Origin of the sequence: Pseudomonas sp. MF6394 (genome assembly GCF_002018845.1) — a bacterium.
Taxonomy (GTDB): Bacteria; Pseudomonadota; Gammaproteobacteria; order Pseudomonadales; family Pseudomonadaceae; genus Aquipseudomonas; species Aquipseudomonas lactis.
Genome location: NZ_MVOJ01000002.1, coordinates 363657 through 384726, shown reverse-complemented (window position 1 = coordinate 384726; position 21070 = coordinate 363657). Strand labels below are relative to the sequence as shown.

The following is a 21070-nucleotide window of genomic DNA, read 5'->3' as shown; positions in this document are numbered from 1 at the left end:
CGTCCATCGTCGTCGTCGTCGTCAGATGTGTATGAGAGACACGCCCCCACCCGCCCCGTGACGATTAATGGCGGCTACGAGATGCCGAGCTGGTACGACATCAAGGCCATGAGCCCGGCCCGTTCGATCAGTCTGGAAGAACTGGAAACGTCGGCAAAAATGGTTACGGACCTGATCGAGACACAACAGAGAACCGGAATAGACACTTCGCGAATTTTCCTCGCCGGTTTTTCTCAAGGCGGCGCCGTGGTTTTCCACACCGCGTTCAAGAAATGGGAGGGGCCCTTGGGCGGTGTGATCGCCCTCTCCACCTATGCGCCCACCTTCGATAATGACCTGCAATTATCCGCCAGCCAGCAACGCATCCCCACACTGTGCCTGCATGGTCAGTACGACGAAGTGGTGCAAAACGCCATGGGCCGCAGCGCCTACGAGCATTTGAAGGGCCGTGGTGTCACCGTGACATGGCAGGAATACCCAATGGGCCACGAAGTGTTACCCCAAGAGATACACGATATCGGCACCTGGCTGACTGAACGCCTGCGCTGAACCCCGTGTTTATGTAGCCGTATGACAGACGCACTACGCCGCGCCCGATTCTTGCATTACACTGGCCGGCGTACATTCCTTAATCAATTAATGAGATGACCGTGCTCAAAGCACTCAAGAAGATGTTCGGCAAAAGCGAGGCTGAGCCGCTCGCGCCTGTTCCCAGTGCACCTGCCCCCAAGCCCGGCAACCGCAATGACGGTCAACAGCCCGGCCGGAACGCACCCGCCGCCTCACCGAACACAACCACGGTGACGCCGCCGGAACAGGTAAAGCCTGCCGAGCCCGCCCCGACGCCTGTGGCCAAGCCCCGTCGCGAACGTGCGCCCAAGCCGCCCGTGACCCCCTGGAAACTCGAAGACTTCGTCGTCGAACCTCAGGAAGGCAAGACCCGCTTCCACGATTTCAAACTGGCCCCGGAACTGATGCACGCCATCCAGGACCTGGGTTTCCCGTACTGCACGCCGATCCAGGCGCAAGTGCTGGGCTTCACCCTCGCGGGCAAAGACGCCATCGGCCGCGCCCAGACCGGCACCGGCAAGACCGCCGCGTTCCTGATCTCGATCATCACACAACTGCTGCAAACGCCGCCGCCCAAAGAGCGTTACATGGGTGAACCGCGTGCGCTGATCATCGCCCCGACCCGTGAGCTGGTGGTGCAGATCGCCAAGGACGCCGCCGACCTGACCAAGTACACCGGCCTCAACGTCATGACGTTCGTGGGCGGCATGGACTTCGACAAGCAGCTCAAGCACCTTGAAGCCCGCCATTGCGACATCCTCGTCGCCACCCCGGGCCGCCTGCTCGACTTTAACCAGCGCGGCGACGTGCACCTGGACATGGTCGAAGTGATGGTGCTGGACGAAGCCGACCGCATGCTCGACATGGGCTTTATCCCACAAGTACGCCAGATCATTCGCCAGACCCCGCCGAAAACCGAGCGCCAGACCCTGCTGTTCTCCGCGACCTTCACCGAAGACGTGATGAACCTCGCCAAGCAGTGGACCACTGACCCGTCCATCGTCGAGATCGAAGCACTCAACGTCGCCAGCGAAAACGTCGAGCAGCATATCTACGCCGTCGCCGGTGCCGACAAGTACAAGCTGCTCTACAACCTGGTCAACGATAACGGCTGGGAGCGCGTGATGGTGTTCGCCAACCGCAAGGACGAAGTGCGCCGCATCGAAGAACGCCTGGTGCGCGACGGCGTCAACGCCGCGCAACTGTCGGGCGACGTGCCGCAGCACAAGCGCATCAAGACCCTGGAAGGCTTCCGTGAAGGCAAGATCCGCGTGCTGGTAGCCACCGACGTGGCCGGTCGTGGTATTCACATCGACGGCATCAGCCACGTGATCAACTTCACCCTGCCGGAAGTGCCGGACGACTACGTACACCGCATCGGCCGTACCGGGCGTGCTGGGGCTGCGGGTGTGTCGATCAGCTTTGCGGGCGAGGATGACTCGTACCAGTTGCCGTCCATCGAGGCGTTGCTGGGGCGCAAGATCAGCTGTGAGACACCGCCGACGCATTTGTTGCGGGCTGTAGAACGCAAACGCCCTTAAGGCTGAAGTGCGGTAAAACATGTGGGAGCTGGCTTGTGTGGGAGCTGGCTTGCCTGCGATACAGACACCTCGGTTTTTCAGTCACGCCGAGGTTATGCTATCGCAGGCAAGCCAGCTCCCACACTGGTTTCTGCGTCTGGCTGGCTACTTCCAGCGATCCGCTGCGGCGTGGTCACTGCTGCGCCCTTCTACCCAACGCGGCCCCTCGCTGGTGTTTTCCTTTTTCCAAAACGGCGCCCGCGTCTTCAGGTAATCCATCACAAACGCACACGCCTCAAACGCCGCTTGCCGGTGCGCACTGGCCGCGCCGACAAACACAATCGGCTCACCCGGTTCCAGCGCGCCAATACGATGCAACACTTCCAGCTTGAGCAACGGCCAGCGCTGTTCGGCTTCCACCGCGATCTTGCCCAGGGCCTTTTCGGTCATGCCGGGGTAGTGATCCAGAAACATACCCGACACCTCGCGCCCGTCATTGAAGTCGCGTACATAGCCGACAAAGCTCACCACCGCGCCCACGCCCACGTTGGCCGCGTGCATGGCGTTGACTTCGGCCCCCGGATCAAAGGCTTCGACCTGCACACGAATGGCCATGCTCAGCCTCCGGTCACGGGGGGAAAGAAGGCGACTTCATCGCCGGCTTGCACCGGCTCGTCGAGGCTACACAGCTCTTCGTTGCGCGCACACATCAGGCTCGCTTCGTTGAGCACGGCGAATTCCGGGTCAGAAGCCAGCGCGAGGCGCACGGCATCAACGGTGGCGAATTCACCTTCCATTTCCAGCGAATCAAAGCCCACCACTTCGGCGTAGCGCGCAAAAAACAGCACGTTGATACTCATTGTTCATCCGCCTTGAAATGCCCACTCTTACCGCCCAGCTTTTCCAGCAGGCGAATACTCTCAATGGTCATGCCGCGATCCACCGCCTTGCACATGTCGTAGATTGTCAGCGCCGCGACGCTGGCGGCGGTCAGGGCTTCCATCTCCACGCCGGTCTGGCCGGAGAGTTTGCAGCGCGCGAGGATATGCACAGCGTCCGCGCCGTCGGCACGCAGTTCCACCTTGACGCCGGTGAGCATCAACGGGTGGCACAGGGGGATCAAGTCACTGGTTTTTTTCGCTGCCTGGATCCCGGCAATGCGGGCCACGGCAAACACGTCGCCCTTGGGGTGGGCGCCGTCGACAATCATTTGCAGGGTGTCGGGCAACATGCGCACCCGCGCTTCGGCCACCGCCTCGCGGAACGTCACGGCTTTGTCGGTGACGTCGACCATATGGGCGCGACCTTGGGAATCGAGATGAGTCAGCACAGGGATACTCCTGATCAGGAGCAGCGATTGTAAACCTGTGGGTCAAAATTTGCGCAGGGCTGTTTATCCCACCCTGGAGGAGCGAGCTTGCTCGCGAAAAACGTCAACGATAACGCGTGCACCCTGAGTAAACGCGGCGCCTGTGAGTTTTTCGCGAGCAAGCTCGCTCCTACATTCAAGGTTAGAACAGGAAGGTAAACCCGGCATTGATCCCGTTGTTGTTACCGCGGTTGGACAGCAAGCCACTGTAGTTCAATGACACCAGGGTGTCCTTGGTCAGCGCCATTTGTGCACTGGCCTTGATCACCGCGCCATCCCTGGCCACAGGCACGCTGTTGACGGCGAAGGCCGTGTCACTGCCGGCAAACTTCAGAGAAGCTTCACGATCGGTATCACCAAACTGGTGCTCCCAACCCAGCTCACCGCGCAGGGTCACCGCCGAGGTGGACGTGAGCGGCAGCTGGGTATGGCCACGCACGCCCAGGGTGGAGAGTGTCGCGTCCTGGCTTTGCTGGCTGGCATGCAAGGCTGCGGCACCGCCTTTTTCCTTGAACGAGTCGCTTTGATAGTTCAGGTACGTGAGGTTGGCGAAGGGTTCAAACACGGTCCACTGGGTGTAACCGATCTCGGCAAACACTTGGTCGGTACGCGCGTTGTAGTCGGCCTTGGCATGGTCCGACTGATTGGCATAGGCCACCCGTCGCGAAGTGTCCAGACGGTGCCAGGTGCTGGCACCGCCCAGGCGCAGGGCAATCGCCTCGAAGCGTTTGCCGCCATAGACCGACAGGTGATAGTTGTCGCTGTCCGCCGACGCCGACTGGCCGTTGAGGTGGCTTTGGGTATAACCGGTCGCCGCGCCCACGCGCCAGCCGTCGTTCACCTCGGAGTCCAGGCCCAGCAGTACGCCGCTGGTGGACGAGGAGTAGCCGCTGGCGTTGTTGTCACCACTGACGTTGTTGCGTCCACCAAGCAGCTGTACCCAGCCGCCGTTGTCACGGCTGTCGATCTGCGCGCTGGAGTCCAGTGCCTGCGCCTGTTGCAGGCGAGCGTTGACCGCTTCACGCAGGTAGCGACTGTCGGCCATTTGCGCCGCCGCCACATCCGAATGCAGTTGCCCCGACAGTTGCCTGAACCCTTCCCGCGCCTGAGCGGCGGAATCCGACGCCAGCAGGCTTTCGTAGACCGGGCTGCCAGCGCCCAATGTCTCGGCTGCCGTCGCCACCGACCGCTCATTGCGGGTTTGCGCGACGCTGGCGAAGGTGGTCTGGTTGCGGGCTATCGCCAGGGTCAACTGGTTCGGTTGATAGTTGAGCGCAGTGCCAATGAACAGGTAGTTGGGGGCGAACGCCGCAAACTGCCCCTGGATGCCTTGGCTGGCGCTGAGGATAGTGAACTGCTGGCCCAGCAAGCTGCGCGCCTCGGTGGCGGTCAACAGATTGGGGCTGTTCTCCAGGGACACGTTCACCACACCACCGTTGAGAGTCGCCACGCCATTGCTCTGGAGCTGGTCGCTCTGACCATTGGCGCCGACTTCGACGGCATACACCGAACCCGGATTGAACATGACATCGCCGGTGCGCAGCGTGCCAATCGAATGCCCCGGGGCCACTCGCCCGCCGTTGTTGACGGTCAAGGCACCCACCGTGCCGTTGCCGGCCAGGGTGCCGCCCAGTGTGGTCATCACGCCGTTATCGGCATTGCGCATGCCCACGGCGCTGCCATCTACCGTCACGGCAGAGGTCAACGCGCCGTCCACCGACAATTTGCCACCGCGTACCCAAGTGCTGCCCGAATAGCTGTTCTGGCCTTCCAGCACCAGCTCGCCATCCCCGGACTTGACCAGGCTACCGACGTAGGTACTGCCCGTGAGCGCGTCCTGGCCGCGGGTGAGTGTTGCCTGCTCCCGGGCATGACCGATGTCGTATTCGAACTGATCATCGGCCGAGGCATTGGCGGGCAGGCCATTGAGCCAGCCTTTTTGCGCTTTAGTGGCGGCCCAGGTCGCGTGTTCGGCAGCGTCCGCGACGCGACGGGCGCGAATGGCTTCATCGGAAATCGGGTTAGCCCAGATATCGCGGGTACCGCTGGGCAAAGCCACTGCCACCGCACCGAAGAACTGCCCCGGCCCTTGCATGGCTTTTTGCAGGTTGGGCAAGCCCCAACCACTGACCACACCTGGCACTTGCGGCGTACCCGGCGGCGCATCGTGCACCGGTTGCAGGTTGTCGTAGGTGCGGCCACCGGTCAGCGTGCCAACCGGCGTGTCCGGGCCATCCGGTGCTTGCAGGCTGGAGGTGGTCAGCAACACGTCCCGCGCTTGGCTGGGCGTCATATAGGGGAAGCGCTGCATCACCAACGCCAGAGCTCCGGAAACGCTCGGCGCAGCGGCCGAGGTGCCGTTGGCATTCGGGATGATTTCGCCCTCGGGGCCGGCAGATGGAATGCCCGACACGCCCATCACACACCACCATTTTGAGGTACCGCAGCGGTTGTAGACCTGGGCACTTGTCTCGTCATAGCCCGTGATCGAGAGAAACTTGCCTTCGATATCCGGCTTGAAAAACGGCAGGTTCGCGTTGGTGTCCGGGTTGGCACCGTGGCTGTCGTTGCCCGCCGAGATGATCTGGATGAACGTGTTTTGCCGGGCCGCATCAGCCATGGCGTCCATCCAGGTTTTGTGCCCGGCGTGGGCCTTGTCCCAGAATGGGCGATAGGCGGCGGTCATGTCCTGCAGGTTTTGCGCGGCGCTGTCGCCGACGTTGCCGAAGTGGTTCTCCACGTCATCGCGCGAGCTCTGCCCCCAACTCTGGTTGACGATCGCCACGTTCTTCGCCGCCAGGGCGTTGTAGCTGGCCATAAATGCGTTGTAGTCGAGGTCGTTGGAGCCTTGATAGCGGTCGTTGTCGCTGCCGCCGGTGTTGGCGACAAACAGGTTGGCGTCGAAAGCAATGCCGTGCATACCGGTGCCGTTGCGGTTGGCAGCCAGCACCCCGGACATTTCCGTGCCATGCCCGTCGTTGAACGCCGGGTCGTACTCCCCTGGGATACTGAAAGGCTCCCCCTGCTTGAACTCGCCGCTGGGTACTTCAAGGCGGTAGCGCGGATGGGTGGCGTAGTACTCGCCCGTGGAGGTCACCGCCTGCACCCGGTCCTGGCCCTGGGCATTTTTGCCCTGGAACTCGGAGTGTTCGGTGAGGATGCCCGAGTCGAGTACGCCGACATTCACCCCCTTGCCGGTGATGCCCAAGGCATAGGCGTAATACGCGTTGGTGCGGTCCAGGCCGGAATTGACCTGAGCTTCCGGGGTCTTCCAGGTTTGCGCGTTGGCACTCCAGTCACGGGTTGCGCCAGCCCAGGACTGGCCTGCGTTCAACTGCCCGCTCAGGTTGCTGCTCACGCCCGGCTCGACGTAGGTGTAAGGCTTGGCGGCCGGCAGGTTGGCGATAATGGCCTTGGAGAAATCGAGGATATTGGTGGTGTAGCGGCCGCTGTTGCTGAACAGCCGGCTGCGGTAGTAATCCAGGCGCGAAGCGTAGTCCAGTGGCCGACGGGTGTCGCCGAGCATGGCGCCAATGGTCAGGTTCTCGGGTTGCAGCTCATAGTTTTGCTTGAGGGCCGAATCGAACTTGCCGGACTGGGCCGCGAAGTCCTTGGCCGCAAGATCGACAATATCCGCGTAGGCAAACCTGAGGTTTTTGTACACGGCAGTCTCAGGGCCGAATGAGGCGACGGCTGTCCTGAACGCCGATTCCAATACCTGCGGGGTGTAAGGGTTGTCGTCTGCCCTGGCCACGGAACCGTGGCCCAGCCATAAGGCCAGGCCGAGTGCTATGGGTGTGAGGGGTGTGGTCTTGAAACGGGGGGTGCGATTGCGTTGCGACACAATGAAGCCATTACCTGCTACGTCCATTTTCCTTTCCCTTTGGATATGTGCGTCATCAATGAGCGGTGTTTCGGGCTTTTGTAATAGGCAGGGTCACGGTGAAAACCCTGGACAGGTTTTCTAAACGTTCGTCGAATCAAGGAGGTGGTGTTCCGACGGGGCCTTGCAGTGTTCTTATAGTTTTTACCGCAAGAAAAAATGTAACAAAATAATTACAGAGACCACAAGCACCCAGGACGCGTTAACGCAGGCAAATGTCGCACAAAACAAAAACCCCGGACTTCGTGAAAAATCCGGGGTTTTTCATAGCAGGTTCAATGCAGTTACAGATGGGACTCGGCGTATTCAGCCAGAATCGAACGCGGTACCCCTTGCAGCGCAATGTGCACGCCGTTCGGGAAGTCTTTGAAGCGTTCCGTCAGGTAAGTCAGCCCGGAGCTGGTCGCGGACAGGTAAGGGGTGTCGATCTGCGCCAGGTTGCCCAGGCACACCACTTTGGAACCGGCGCCCGCACGGGTGATGATGGTTTTCATCTGGTGCGGTGTAAGGTTCTGGCATTCATCGATCAGAATCAGGCTTTGCTGGAAGCTGCGACCTCGGATGTAGTTGAGGGATTTGAACTGCAACGGCACTTTGCTGAGGATGTAGTCGACGCTGCCATGGGTGTTTTCGTCATCCATGTGCAAGGCTTCGAGGTTGTCGGTAATCGCCCCCAGCCACGGCTCCATTTTTTCCGCCTCGGTACCGGGCAGAAAGCCGATTTCCTGGTCCAGGCCCTGCACGCTGCGGGTGGCGATGATGCGGCGATAGCGTTTGGTGACCATGGTCTGTTCGATGGCCGCGGCCAGGGCCAGGATGGTTTTGCCTGAACCTGCGGCGCCGGTCAGGTTGACCAGATGGATGTCCGGGTCGAGCAGCGCGTAGAGCGCCAGGCTCTGGTAGATATCACGCGGTTTCAGGCCCCAGGCTTCCTGGTGCAACAGGGGTTCCTGATGCAGGTCGAGGATCAGCAGCTTGTCGACCTGGATCTCTTTGATCCAGCCCACGAAGCCCTGTTCATCGACGATGAACTCATTGATATGCACGGCCGGCAGGTTGTCGATCAGCTGTACCTGGTGCCAGGTGCGGCCGTGGTCCTGACGGGTTTCGACCTTGCTCACACGGTCCCAGAACGAACCGGTCATCATGTGATAACCACGCGAAAGCATCGACACGTCGTCGACCAACTGGTCGGTACTGTAGTCCTCGGCAGCGATCCCACACGCTCGTGCCTTGAGGCGCATATTGATGTCTTTGGTCACCAGCACCACGCGCAGGTCCTTGTCGCGCGCATGCAGGTCGATCAATTGGTTGATGATTTTGTTGTCGTTCAGGTTTTCCGGCAGCAGGCTGTTGGGCTCGCTGCGCTTGCTCATCAGGATCGACAGCAAGCCCTTCGGGCCGCCCTTGCCACGCTGGATCGGTACGCCGACCTCGACGTCCTCGGGCGAGGCTTCACCCAGGGTCTTGTCGATCAGGCGGATGGCCTGGCGGCATTCGGCGGCAACGCTGTGGTGGCCGCTTTTGAGTTTGTCGAGCTCCTCAAGCACGATCATCGGGATGGCGACGTGGTGTTCTTCGAAGTTCAGCAGTGCGTTTGGATCGTGGATCAGTACGTTGGTATCAAGCACATAAAGGATTGGCTGGTCGGAAGAAGGGTTACGTCCATGATCATCCATACTCGGTCACCTTTGTGGGAGCCATTCGACGCAATACCTGGGCGGTGCTGCGCCTCGATTCGACCACCGATTGCACCTTGAACAAGGTCAAGTGCAGTGCCCACAGGAGGAGTCTTGGAAGACGCCACCTGTGCTGCAGGTTTCGGCGATCTGACTTCGTAATACCGCAAAACCCATGACAGGAAAAAGCACTTTGACGCTTTTTTGAAGTTTATTTTTCAGGATGACGAATAGCACTAGCCGAGTGCCATGTACCCCGTTAAAGTCGGAAGTCGGCCTGCATCGAAATGTCGCAGCAAATCGCCCCAAAAACACCCCATCCCCAGCAAAATCTGGCACTTCATCGAAATGCCTCGCGGCACTCCTGCCAACCCAAGCCACTCTGCGCCGTCGCCTGCAACATCATCGGCAATGCCACCCGCGCCTTGTCCTGGGTGTCGTGAAACACGATCACGCCTTTGCGCCACAGCAGCATCAGCGTCAGCACCCGTTGCGCCGACTCATCGGCCTTGAGCTTGCCCGGCTCGTCCTGGGAATCGATATCCCATAACGCCACTTGCAAGCCCTGTTGCTGAAAGAAGCCCTGGCTGTCCGCACGGCGTTGCCCATACGGTGGCCGGAACAAGGGCACATAATTTTCCGGCATCAGGTTCTGTACCAGCCCGGCACTGCGGGTGATGGAGCTTTGCCAGTCGACCCAATGGCTGTGGGAGCGGTACTGCCAGCCCTGAAGCCCCACGCACTGTCCTTGGTACAGCGCCTGCACATCGGCGGCGGAACTGCGCTCCACGCGGGCTTGCAAGCTGCTGCCAAGGACAAAGAACGTCGCGTTCATCTTTTGCTTGCGCAGGTAATCGGTGAGCCAGTCGGTATTGCCGCTGACAGGTGCAGGGCCACCGTCGAAGGTCAGCAAAAACATCCGGTCATTGAGTTCATCACCGTTGCGCTCATGATCGCCAAAGCGCGCCACTTCACTGCTGATCTGCGGAAACAGCGCGGCCTTGCGCAACAACTCGTCCAGATAGCGTGCGTGGAAGTGCCGGCTGGGGGCGGCCCAGCCTATATAGAAAGAGTTGTCACCGACCTCGAACTTGCCGGCCTGCTCACGCAGGTCGTCCATGTTTTCCACCAGGTAGCAGAACGAGGCGTCTTCTTCGCAGCTCTGCTGGGCGAATGTGTAGTTCTCCAACAGCCGTTGCCAGAGCTGGCGACGCAGGTCGTCGATGGCAGCCAGGTTGATGATCTTCAACCCCAAGCGCTGCTTGAGCGCGGCGTCGTCCAGGGCTTCGCTGGCGAGCAGGCCGTGGGCAAACATCAGGATCTCCGCACGCGAAGCCACATCGAACAGCGCCGGGCTGACGAGTTTTTCCGGCCAGGTACCACGGTCCAGGCTGGCGACATCCACCGGCGCGGCCTGGGCATTCAGGCACAGCAGGCAAGCGGACAATAAAAGCGCTAATCGCACACGGGGTCTTCCTTTCTAGAGTTACCGCCCATCATAGCGGACTGATCCGCCTTTATTGTGTAGGAGCGAGCTTGCTCGCGAAAAACGTCTGGGCATCGCGTTTATTCAGCCCGCCAGCGTTATCGTTGTCGACTTTCGCGAGCAAGCTCGCTCCTACACAAAAACCGGGGCCTATCGGCTTGATAGGTGGAGTCGAACGCTCCAACCCCCTAGAATCCCCCCACGATTCCAGGAGCCAACTTCATGCTGATGGTGATTTCCCCCGCCAAAACCCTCGACTTCGAGTCCAAGCCGGTCACTGCGCGCTTCACCCAGCCGCAGTACCTGGACCACTCCCAGGAACTGATCGAGCAACTGCGCGAACTGAGCCCGGCGCAAATCAGTGAGTTGATGCACGTCTCCGACAAGATCGGTGGCCTCAACGCCGCGCGCTTCGGCAGCTGGACGCCGGCCTTCACTGCGGACAACGCCAAGCAGGCGCTGCTGGCGTTCAAGGGCGATGTGTATACCGGCCTGAACGCCGAGACGTTCAGCGATGCCGATTTCAGCTACGCCCAGGACCACCTGCGCATGCTCTCGGGGCTCTACGGCTTGCTGCGCCCGTTGGATTTGATGATGCCGTACCGCCTGGAGATGGGCACCAAGCTGGCCAATGCCCGTGGCAAGGACCTCTATGCTTTTTGGGGTACGCGCATCAGCGAGTGGTTGAATGAAGCACTGGCCGAGCAAGACGACGATGTGCTGCTCAACCTGGCGTCCAATGAGTATTTTTCGGCGGTCAAGCGCACGGCGTTGAAGGCGCGGATCATCAATACCGAGTTCAAGGACCTGAAGAACGGTCAGTACAAGATCATCAGCTTCTACGCCAAAAAGGCCCGAGGCATGATGAGCCGGTTTGTGATTGAAGAACGCATCAACGACCCAGCACAGCTCAAGCAGTTCGATGTGCAGGGTTACCGCTTCAATGCGGAGCAGTCCAAGCCGGACAACCTGGTGTTTTTGCGCGATCACGCACCGGAATAAGGCCTTGCCCCCTGCTTTAGACAATGAGATCCAACTGTGGGAGCGGGCTTGCTCGCGGAAGCAGGGTGTCAGTCGATACATGTATGACTGAAACACCGCTTTCGCGAGCAAGCCCGCTCCCACATGTTTGTTCGCATTTCAGGCGCAGATACGTCATTTATTTGGCGTCAAAAAATATTTCGACACATCCCTAACAATTTCTTCACTCGACACTCGTCGGTTTTTTTCGTAGTGGCACCACTTTTTTTTAACGGTAGTGGCACAAAACTATCCTCTCGCACCAACTCCCCATAACTACTGGCCTAAATAGCAAGTGCTATCAATATAGTACCAGTGCCATCTTTTCTAATATTTCAAAAAATTTCCGGAAAGGGGATGAGCGGCCCGGAACTTCGTCCTGAAGCACCGCTCATACCACCGGTAACGAAATTCTCTGTTTACGTAAGAGATGACTTACATACCGACCAATGGAAGTAGCCAAGTTGTCATAAAGCACTTTGGCTCGAGGGTCATATCATCAACTGATTGAGTTGAGGGCGGCGATAAGGACTCATTGCCAACCCCCTAAAGGCCAAGGCAGCGCTGACCTAAATGAGCCAGTGTCAACACCCAAGGCATTGATATCAAAAGGCTTCTTGCCTGTATCAAAGCCCAGCGGCACTGGCGCCGGACCCTTCCGCCACGGAAAACCGGCTGCATTTCAGGGCAAGCCCCAATAACAAGGCCACGTTGCGCACAACTTGAGTGCAATAGTTAGTCACTCGCTATTTAACATGCCTGCACGCGGTAAGTCGGCGTCTATTCGCCTAACTTTCGCGGCATCAGTGACGCTTGCAAACATGAACTCCGGCCATCTAATGGCATGATTTAAACATAGAGGTAATTGCGATGCGCATCAGCATATTTGGTTTGGGTTACGTTGGCGCCGTGTGTGCCGGTTGCCTGTCTGCCCGTGGCCATGAAGTGGTCGGCGTAGACATCTCCAAGGAAAAGATCGACCTGATCAATGCGGGTAAATCCCCCATCGTTGAACCGGGTCTGGGCGAACTGTTGAGCCAAGGCATCGCAACCGGTCGACTGCGCGGTACCACCAACTTCGCCGAAGCCATCCGCGACACCGACCTGTCGATGATCTGCGTGGGCACGCCGAGCAAGAAAAACGGCGACTTGGAACTCAACTACATCGAGTCGGTATGCCGCGAAATCGGTTTTGTACTGCGTGACAAGACCACCCGCCACACCATCGTGGTGCGCAGCACCGTACTGCCAGGCACCGTGGCCAACGTGGTGATCCCGATCCTCGAAGACTGCTCCGGCAAGAAAGCCGGCGTTGATTTCGGCGTTGCGGTCAACCCGGAGTTCCTGCGTGAATCCACCGCCATCGCTGACTACGACCTGCCGCCGATGACCGTCATCGGTGAGTTCGACACTGCCTCCGGCGATGTCCTGCAGTCGCTGTACGAAGAACTCGATGCGCCGATCATCCGCAAGGACATCGCCGTCGCCGAAATGATCAAGTACACCTGCAACGTGTGGCACGCCACCAAAGTCACCTTCGCCAACGAGATCGGCAACATTGCCAAGGCTGTCGGCGTCGACGGTCGCGAAGTGATGGAAGTGGTCTGCCAGGACAAGACCCTCAACCTGTCCCAGTACTACATGCGCCCAGGCTTCGCCTTCGGTGGCTCCTGCCTGCCAAAAGACGTGCGCGCCCTCACCTACCGCGCCGGCTCCCTGGACGTGGAAGCGCCGCTGCTCAACTCGCTGATGCGCAGCAACGAGTCCCAGGTACAGAACGCCTTCGACATCGTCTCCAGCCACGAAAAACGCAAAGTTGCGCTACTGGGCCTGAGCTTCAAGGCCGGCACCGACGACCTGCGCGAAAGCCCGCTGGTAGAGCTGGCAGAAATGCTGATCGGCAAGGGCTACGACCTGAGCATCTACGACAGCAACGTCGAATACGCCCGTGTACACGGCGCGAACAAGGACTACATCGAAGGCAAGATCCCCCACGTGTCGTCCCTGCTCAACTCGGATTTCGATGATGTGATCAACAACTCCGACGTGATCATCCTCGGTAACCGTGACGAGAAGTTCCGTGCCCTGGCGCATAACGCTCCGGAAGGCAAACAAGTGGTCGACCTGGTGGGCTTCATGTCCAAGGCCACCAGCGTGAGCGGCCGTACCGAAGGTATTTGCTGGTAACAGCAACGGCAAGTTTCAGGCTGCAAGTGGCTTTATCCCCAGCGCTTGCAGCCTGAAGCCTCCTCACCTTGCGGATGACGCTTATGTCCAAGTTAAAACATGTATTTCTGCAATCGGCCGGCTGGCTGTTCTTTCTCAGCCTGCTGATGGGTCTCGCCCTGCTGTTGCCGGCGAGCACCTTCGATTCGCAATCGAAGAATTTTATTTTCCTGATTGGTGCCGTGGGTATCTGGCGCTACTCGATGGGCGCGACGCATTTCTTTCGCGGCATGCTGTTCCTGTACGTGGTGTACCCGCACCTGCGCCGCAAAGTGCGCAAGCTGGGCAAAGCCGCCGACCCGTCCCATGTGTTCCTGATGGTCACCAGTTTTCGTATCGACGCGCTGACCACCGCCCAGGTCTACAGCTCGGTGATTCGCGAAGCCATCGACTGCGGCTTCCCCACCACCGTGGTGTGCTCGCTGGTGGAAATGTCCGATGAGCTGCTGGTCAAAAGCCTCTGGGAAAAGATGAACCCGCCGGCTCACGTCAAGCTCGACTTCGTGCGTATCGCCGGTACCGGCAAGCGTGACGGCCTGGCCTTCGGTTTTCGCGCCATCTCGCGTCACCTGCCGGACGACCGCGCCGTGGTTGCCGTGATTGATGGCGACACCGTGCTGGCCGAAGGCGTGGTGCGCAAGACCGTGCCGTGGTTCCAGCTGTTCGGCAATGTCGGCGGCCTGACCACCAACGAATTCTGCGAAGTGCGCGGCGGCTACATCATGAGCGAATGGCACAAACTGCGCTTCGCCCAACGCCACATCAACATGTGCTCCATGGCCCTGTCCAAGCGCGTGCTGACCATGACCGGGCGCATGTCGGTGTTCCGTGCCAGCGTAGTGACCGACCCGGGCTTTATCGCCGACGTGGAAAGCGACTCGTTGCAACACTGGCGCCTGGGCCGCTTCAAGTTCCTCACCGGGGATGACAAGTCCAGCTGGTTCAGCCTGATGCGCCTGGGCTACGACACCTTCTACGTGCCGGATGCCGCGATCAACACCGTGGAACACCCGCCGGAAAAGAGCTTCATCAAGGCCAGCCGCAAGCTGATGTTCCGCTGGTACGGCAACAACCTGCGCCAGAACTCCCGCGCGCTCGGCCTGGGCGTGCGTCGCCTCGGCCTGTTCACCAGCGTGGTGTTGTTCGACCAGCGCGTGTCGATGTGGACCTCCCTGCTCGGCCTGACCGTGGCCATGATCGCCACCTTCAAGTACGGCGGCGCGTTCATCCTCGCCTACCTGCTGTGGATCGGCATTACCCGCCTGATCCTCACCCTGCTGTTGTCGTGCTCTGGCCACAAGATCGGCCCGGCCTACCCGCTGATTCTCTATTACAACCAGATCATGGGCGCGTTGGTGAAGATCTACGTGTTCTTCCGCCTTGATCAACAGTCCTGGACCCGCCAGGACACCAAACTGACCCGCGATTTGGCCAGCTTTCAACGTTGGTTCAACACCTGGTCGTCTCGGACCATGACCTTCTCCGCCGGCAGCATCTTCGTTGCCGTGTTGCTGATGATGGTCTGACCCTGCCAAGCCTGAATTAACCTAGGAATTACACCCGATGAATAGCCAAGTAAACGCCAACGTTGTCCACGAATCCGAAGCTCAGCGCCAACACGCCCGGGTGAAAATCCCGGCCAAGCTGCGCTTCTTCAACAGCGACCGCACGCCGACTGAGGCGAAGGTAATCGACCTGTCCGCCGGCGGCCTGGCCTTCACCGCCACCCAGCCGCTCACCATCGGCCAAGTGCACAAGGGCCGCCTGCAATTCGTGATCGACAACCTCGGCCTGGCCATGGACGTGGAGCTGCAGATTCGCTCCTACGACCGCCAGACCGGCCGCACCGGTTGCCAGTTCCAGAACCTCGATGCCCAGGATATTTCCACCCTGCGCCACCTGATCACCTCGCACCTGTCCGGCGACATCGTGACCATGGGCGACGTGCTCGCGACCCTGCAACGCGACAACTTCACCAAGGCACGCAAGGTCAAGGACGGCGGCAGCGGCATGACCGCGTTCGGTCGCCTGCGCGCCGTGACCTTCAGCCTGGCGATATTTTTGGTGGGCCTTACGGCCTTCGGTTTTGTGGTCAAGTCGCTCTACGGCATGTACTTCGTCAGCCACGCCCAGGCCGGCCTCGTCAGCGTACCGGGCATGAACGTGACCATGCCCCGTGACGGCACCGTGCAAAGCCTGCTCAAAGGTGATTCGGTAGCAGCCAAAGGCGCGCCACTGGCGACCTTCAGCACCAGCATGCTCGACGTACTCAAGGGCCACTTGGACGAAGACCAGTTGCAACCGGCCAAGGTTGAAGAGCTGTTCGGCAAACAAATGACCGGCACCCTGACCTCGCCTTGCGATTGCGTGGTGGCCCAGCAACTGGTCGCCGACGGCCAGTACGCCAGCAAGGGTGATGTGATCTTCCAACTGGTGCCACGCGGCAGCCAGGCCAATGTGGAAGCGCGCTTCAGCTATCGCCAGTTCGGTGACGTGCGCCCAGGTACGCAGGTGAACTTCCAGGTCGCCGACGAAGAACAGATGCGCACCGGCACCATCGTCAGCAGCACCAGCCTGAACAGCGCCGACCTGTCCTCTGACATCCGTGTGCAGATCAAGCCCGACGCACCGCTGGACAGCACCTACGCCGGCCGCCCGGTGGAAGTCACCAGCGACCGTGGCCCATCGCTGAACTGGCTGATCGACAAAGCCATGGCCCACGGTCTGTAAGCGAGGACATGCCTGTGAACTCTATTCCAACAACACCGCTGACCTCTGTGGGAGCCGGGCTTGCCCGCGATGCAGGCGACTCGGTGCATCAGTTGCACCGCAGCGATGCCATCGCAGGCAAGCCAGCTCCCACACAGAGCAGATTTCACTTGGCCTCTGCGTACTGCGCGCTGGCACTGGCCGTGAGTCTGGCCGGTTGCGCAGGCCTGCCCGACCAACGCCTGGCCAACGAAGCCCTCAAGCGCGGCGACACCGTCACCGCGCAGCAGAATTACCAGCAACTGGCAGCACTGGGCTACAGCGAGGCCCAGGTGGGCCTGGCCGATATTCAGGTCGGCACCCGCGACCCAGCGCAAATCAAGCAGGCCGAAGCCACCTATCGTGCGGCGGCAGACACCTCGCCCCGCGCCCAGGCACGCCTGGGTCGCCTGTTGGCGGCCAAGCCCGGCGCCACCGAGGCCGAACACCATGAAGCCGAAAGCCTGCTGAAAAAAGCCTTTGCCAATGGCGAAGGCAATACCTTGATCCCGCTGGCAATGCTGTACCTGCAATACCCCCACAGCTTTCCCAACGTGAATGCCCAACAGCAGATCAGCCAATGGCAGGCAGCCGGTTACCCGGAAGCCGGCCTGGCCCAAGTGCTGCTGTATCGCACCCAGGGTACCTACGACCAGCATCTGGATGACGTGGAGCGCATCTGCAAAGCCGCGCTGAACACCACCGATATCTGCTACGTCGAACTGGCCACGGTCTATCAGAAAAAACAGCAGCCGGAACAACAGGCCGAACTGCTCAAGCAGATGGAAGCAGGCGTAAGCCGTGGCACCGTCACCGCCCAGCGCGTCGACAGCGTCGCCCGCGTACTCGGCGATGCCACCCTTGGCACCCCGGACGAAAAAACCGCCCAGGCGTTGCTTGAAAAAATCGCCCCCGGCTACCCGGCGTCCTGGGTCAGCCTGGCGCAACTGCTCTACGACTTCCCTGAATTGGGCGATGTCGACCAGATGATGAAGTACTTGGACAACGGCCGCGCCGCCGACCAGCCACGCGCCGAATTGTTGCTGGGCAAGCTCTACTACGAAGGCAAGTGGGTGCCCGCCGATGCCAAGGCCGCCGAGGCGCATTTCGAGAAAGCCGTGGGCCGTGAAGTGGCCGCCGATTACTACCTCGGCCAGATCTACCGCCGTGGCTACCTGGGCAAGGTTTACCCGCAAAAAGCCCTGGACCACCTGCTGACCGCAGCGCGCAACGGCCAGAACAGCGCCGACTTCGCCATCGCCCAACTGTTTTCCCAAGGCAAGGGCACCAAGCCTGACCCATTGAACGCCTATGTCTTCAGCCAGTTGGCCAAGGCCCAGGACACGCCAGAGGCCAATGACCTGGCCACCCAGCTCGAAGCGCCGCTGACCCCTGCGCAACGCGCCGAAGGCCAACGCCTGGTGCAACAGGAACTGGCCGCCCGCGGCACCCTGGCCCAAAGCACGCTGCAACTGCACGCCCTGCAAGAAGAAGACGGCGAGGAATCCCTATGAAGCTCAACCCATTCGTCAAGGCCGGCATCGGCCTGTCCTTCGCCCTGCTGTGGTCGTGCCCGACCCTGGCCGCGCTCACCGAAGCCAAGAACTTCGGCCTGGAAGTCAAAGCCACCGCGCAGTCTGAAGATGACCGCGACCTCGGCACCCAGAAAGGCGGCGACGTCAACGGCATCGGCCTCGACCTGCGCCCCTGGATCTACGGCGAAAGCGGCGCGTGGAGCGCCTACGCCATGGGCCAGGCAGTGGTGTCCAGCGACATCATCGAGACCGACACCCTGCAACAGTCGGCCGATGACACCACCGAGCAGCAGTCGAGCAACGACGACCGCAAAGCCAAGAAAAACTACCTGGCCCTGCGTGAGTTCTGGGTCGGCTACAGCGGCTTCACGCCCTACCCCGGCGAGATCCTCAAGTTCGGCCGCCAGCGCCTGCGCAATGACGACGGCCAATGGCGCGACACCAACATCGAAGCGCTGAACTGGACCTTTGACACCACCTTGCTCAAAGCCAATGTCGGCGCCGCCGAACGTTTCAGCGAATACCGCACCGACCTCAAGGAACTGTCGCCGGTCGACAAAGACCGCCAGCACTTCTACGCCGACGCCGCCTACCAGTGGACGCCGGGCCAGTGGATCGGCGTGCGCGGCCACCACACCCACGACGACGGCAAGCTCGACTACGCCGAACCGGGTGTGGCCAGCGACCCGTTGGACAAGCGCGAAAACGGCGACCTGACCTGGCTGGGCATCGAAGCCAACAGCGACGCCTACAACTGGCGCAACACCAACACCGTCAACTACTGGGCGAGCATCACTGGCATGCGCGGCGACCGCGACAAGGTCAACGCCTTGAACGCCGACGGCACGCGCCCCACCAGCGCCAAGCGCAGCGATGACCTGAGCGGCTGGGCCACCGACATCGGCGTGCGCCTGCGTCTGGACCCGCAGTGGCAAGTCGGCGCGGCCTATTCGCGCGCCAGTGCCGAGTACGAGCAGAACGGCCTGCAGAGCAACCGTTCGAACTGGACCGGCACCCAGTCCCGTGTGCATCGCTTCGGTGAAGCCTTTCGCGGCGAGATGAACAACATGCAGTCCATGAGCCTGTTCGGTTCCTGGCAGCTGCGCGAGGACTACGACGCCAGCCTGGTGTACCACAAGTTCTGGCGCGTGGATGGCAACAAGCCGGTGGGCAGCAACGGTATCGACGCGGTGCAGAACAACACCGATGACGTCACCGGTGCAATTCTCTCCAGCACCTCCCTGCCCCTTGAAGACGGCAAGAAAGACCTCGGCCAAGAGATGGACCTGGTGATCACCAAGTACTTCAAGAAAGGCTTGCTGCCTGCGGCGCTGAGCCAGTCGATCGACGAGCCTTCAGCCCTGGTGCGTTTGCGTGCCGGCGTGTTCAAGCCCGGCGATGCCTATGGCAGCCAGGTCGACTCCTACATGCACCGCGCGTTTGTCGACGTGGTCTGGAAATTCTGATGGGAGCCTGCGCCATGAATGCTCAAAGCCTACTCGTCGCGGCAATGCTGATGGCCAGCGCCACAGCGTTCGCCGATACGGCGGCCAAGGCGCCGACCATCGCCAAGGAACTGCAACAGGCCAAGACCTACACCATTTCCAGCCCGCCCACCGCGCCGCTGGAAATGGCCAAGCCGGCGCTGCCCGACCTGTCGGGCTACACCGCGCAGGCGATGGAAAAGAAAATCGTCAAGACCAAGGCGGGCAAAATCAGCATCCGCCGCATGATGCAGGAAGACGCGCTCAAGGACTTTATCGGCGGCGACAACAAGATGGCCGAATGGGTGGTGCGCCAGCACGGCATTCCCCAGGCGATCTTCGTCGACGACGGCTACATGAACCTCAAGGACCTGCTGGGCAAGGTGCCCAAGCAGTACTTCAGCGAAACGTCGCCGGGGGTGTTCCTGGCCAAGTTGCCGATCGTGGTAGGCCGTAAAGGCATCCTCGATATCGACAAAAACACCCAGGAGCTGCGCCTGTCCCAGCAAGCCGGTTCGTTTTTGATCAACGACGGCCAGCTGTTCGTGCGCGATACCAAGGTCACCGGTTGGGACGAAAAAGCCAACGGCCCGGCGCTGTTCAAGTCGGCCAAAGAGTTCCGCCCGTTCCTGCTGGCCTGGGGCGGCACCGAGACCTATATCTCCAAGACCAAGATGGCCAGCTTCGGCTACGCCAACAGTAAGTCGTACGGGGTGAGTATTTCCCAGTACACGCCGAACATGGCCAAGGTGCTCAAGCGCCCTGAGCCGACCGGTTGGATCATCGATTCCGAGTTCTCGGACATGTGGTACGGCTTCTACTGCTACGAGACCACAGGCTTTGTGATCAAGGGCAATACCTACAAAGACAACATCGTCTACGGCATTGACCCCCACGACCGTTCCCACGGCCTGATCATCGCGGACAACACCGTGTACGGCACCAAGAAGAAGCACGGCATCATCATTTCCCGGGAAGTGAACGACAGCTTCATCTTCAACAACCGCAGCTATGACAACAAGCTCTCGGGCCTGGTGATCGACCGTAACAGCGTGAATAACCTGATCGCCGACAACGAGATCTACCGCAACCACACCGACGGCATCACCCTCTATGAGAGCGGTGACAACCTGCTGTGGGGCAACAAGGTGATCAGCAACCGTCGCCACGGGATCCGCGTGCGCAACAGCGTGAACATCAAGCTCTACGAAAACACCTCGATGGCCAACGGGCTGACCGGCGTGTACGGCCACATCAAAGACTTGACCGACACCGACCGCGACATCGCCCTCGACCCGTTCGATGCCAAGGTGTCGCTGATCGTGGTCGGCGGTGAACTGGCGGGTAACGGCAGCGGGCCGCTGTCCATCGATTCGCCGTTGAGTATCGAGCTGTATCGCGTGTCGATGCTGGCGCCGACCAAATCCAGCGGCATCAGCTTCTCCGGCATCCTGGGTGACCGCCAGGAAGAAATTCTCGACCTGCTGGTACGCCAGCAGAAAGCCGTGCTGATCGACCCCGTCGAACGCCAGACCGAATTGCAGGACTGA

At 60.4% G+C, this 21070-nt stretch carries 15 protein-coding genes; 9 read left to right on the top strand and 6 right to left on the bottom strand.

The genetic code is table 11. From position 1 onward, the window contains the following. Nucleotides 1-549, top strand: a 549-nt coding sequence (locus MF6394_RS04490; protein ID WP_078466246.1) for an alpha/beta hydrolase, incomplete at its 5' end; no start/stop codon positions are given. A 95-nt stretch (nucleotides 550-644) separates the two neighbouring features. Further along, nucleotides 645-2111, top strand: coding sequence for an ATP-dependent RNA helicase RhlB (rhlB, locus tag MF6394_RS04485; RefSeq protein ID WP_078466240.1), 1467 nt, complete (start codon nucleotides 645-647; stop codon nucleotides 2109-2111). Nucleotides 2112-2255: 144 nt separating this feature from the next. Here the strand turns inward: rhlB and moaE are convergent, their stop codons facing one another. From moaE to MF6394_RS04450, 6 genes are all read right to left on the bottom strand, one after another. Next, nucleotides 2256-2705 (bottom strand): molybdopterin synthase catalytic subunit MoaE, encoded by a 450-nt coding sequence (gene moaE / locus MF6394_RS04475; protein ID WP_078466238.1) that lies wholly within the window; start codon nucleotides 2703-2705, stop codon nucleotides 2256-2258. A gap of 2 nt (nucleotides 2706-2707) precedes the next feature. Continuing rightward, nucleotides 2708-2950 (bottom strand): molybdopterin converting factor subunit 1, encoded by a 243-nt coding sequence (gene moaD / locus MF6394_RS04470; RefSeq protein WP_047712638.1) that lies wholly within the window; start codon nucleotides 2948-2950, stop codon nucleotides 2708-2710. After that, the gene (gene moaC / locus MF6394_RS04465; protein WP_032893473.1) at nucleotides 2947-3420 is read right to left on the bottom strand and encodes a cyclic pyranopterin monophosphate synthase MoaC; all 474 of its coding nucleotides are present in this window, start codon (nucleotides 3418-3420) and stop codon (nucleotides 2947-2949) included. Before moaC ends, moaD begins: the two co-directional genes overlap by 4 nt. Nucleotides 3421-3601: 181 nt before the next feature. Continuing rightward, on the bottom strand, nucleotides 3602-7330 hold the full coding sequence (locus tag MF6394_RS04460; RefSeq protein WP_078466237.1) for an autotransporter domain-containing protein: 3729 nt from the start codon (nucleotides 7328-7330) through the stop codon (nucleotides 3602-3604). A 296-nt stretch (nucleotides 7331-7626) separates the two neighbouring features. Continuing rightward, nucleotides 7627-9021 (bottom strand): PhoH family protein, encoded by a 1395-nt coding sequence (locus MF6394_RS04455; protein ID WP_003188745.1) that lies wholly within the window; start codon nucleotides 9019-9021, stop codon nucleotides 7627-7629. 340 nt (nucleotides 9022-9361) lie between these two features. Continuing rightward, nucleotides 9362-10486 (bottom strand): polysaccharide deacetylase family protein, encoded by a 1125-nt coding sequence (locus tag MF6394_RS04450; RefSeq protein WP_069557875.1) that lies wholly within the window; start codon nucleotides 10484-10486, stop codon nucleotides 9362-9364. Nucleotides 10487-10729: 243 nt separating this feature from the next. Here MF6394_RS04450 and yaaA point away from each other — a divergent pair, with 243 nt between their 5' ends. The 7 genes from yaaA to algG all read left to right on the top strand — a co-directional run bounded on the left by yaaA (nucleotide 10730) and on the right by algG (nucleotide 21070). Beyond that, nucleotides 10730-11509, top strand: coding sequence for a peroxide stress protein YaaA (yaaA, locus tag MF6394_RS04445; RefSeq protein WP_078466236.1), 780 nt, complete (start codon nucleotides 10730-10732; stop codon nucleotides 11507-11509). Nucleotides 11510-12397: 888 nt separating this feature from the next. Continuing rightward, on the top strand, nucleotides 12398-13714 hold the full coding sequence (locus tag MF6394_RS04440; protein ID WP_032893483.1) for a nucleotide sugar dehydrogenase: 1317 nt from the start codon (nucleotides 12398-12400) through the stop codon (nucleotides 13712-13714). Between the two features lie 83 nt (nucleotides 13715-13797). After that, on the top strand, nucleotides 13798-15279 hold the full coding sequence (gene alg8, locus MF6394_RS04435) for a mannuronan synthase (protein ID WP_161794312.1): 1482 nt from the start codon (nucleotides 13798-13800) through the stop codon (nucleotides 15277-15279). A gap of 37 nt (nucleotides 15280-15316) precedes the next feature. Beyond that, nucleotides 15317-16483, top strand: coding sequence for an alginate biosynthesis protein Alg44 (locus tag MF6394_RS04425; protein ID WP_078466235.1), 1167 nt, complete (start codon nucleotides 15317-15319; stop codon nucleotides 16481-16483). An 83-nt stretch (nucleotides 16484-16566) separates the two neighbouring features. Beyond that, nucleotides 16567-18015 (top strand): alginate biosynthesis TPR repeat lipoprotein AlgK, encoded by a 1449-nt coding sequence (gene algK, locus MF6394_RS04420; protein WP_238597274.1) that lies wholly within the window; start codon nucleotides 16567-16569, stop codon nucleotides 18013-18015. Beyond that, nucleotides 18012-19502, top strand: coding sequence for an alginate export family protein (locus MF6394_RS04415; protein ID WP_078466234.1), 1491 nt, complete (start codon nucleotides 18012-18014; stop codon nucleotides 19500-19502). Before algK ends, MF6394_RS04415 begins: the two co-directional genes overlap by 4 nt. Continuing rightward, the gene (gene algG / locus MF6394_RS04410) at nucleotides 19502-21070 is read left to right on the top strand and encodes a mannuronan 5-epimerase AlgG (protein WP_032893489.1); all 1569 of its coding nucleotides are present in this window, start codon (nucleotides 19502-19504) and stop codon (nucleotides 21068-21070) included. Before MF6394_RS04415 ends, algG begins: the two co-directional genes overlap by 1 nt.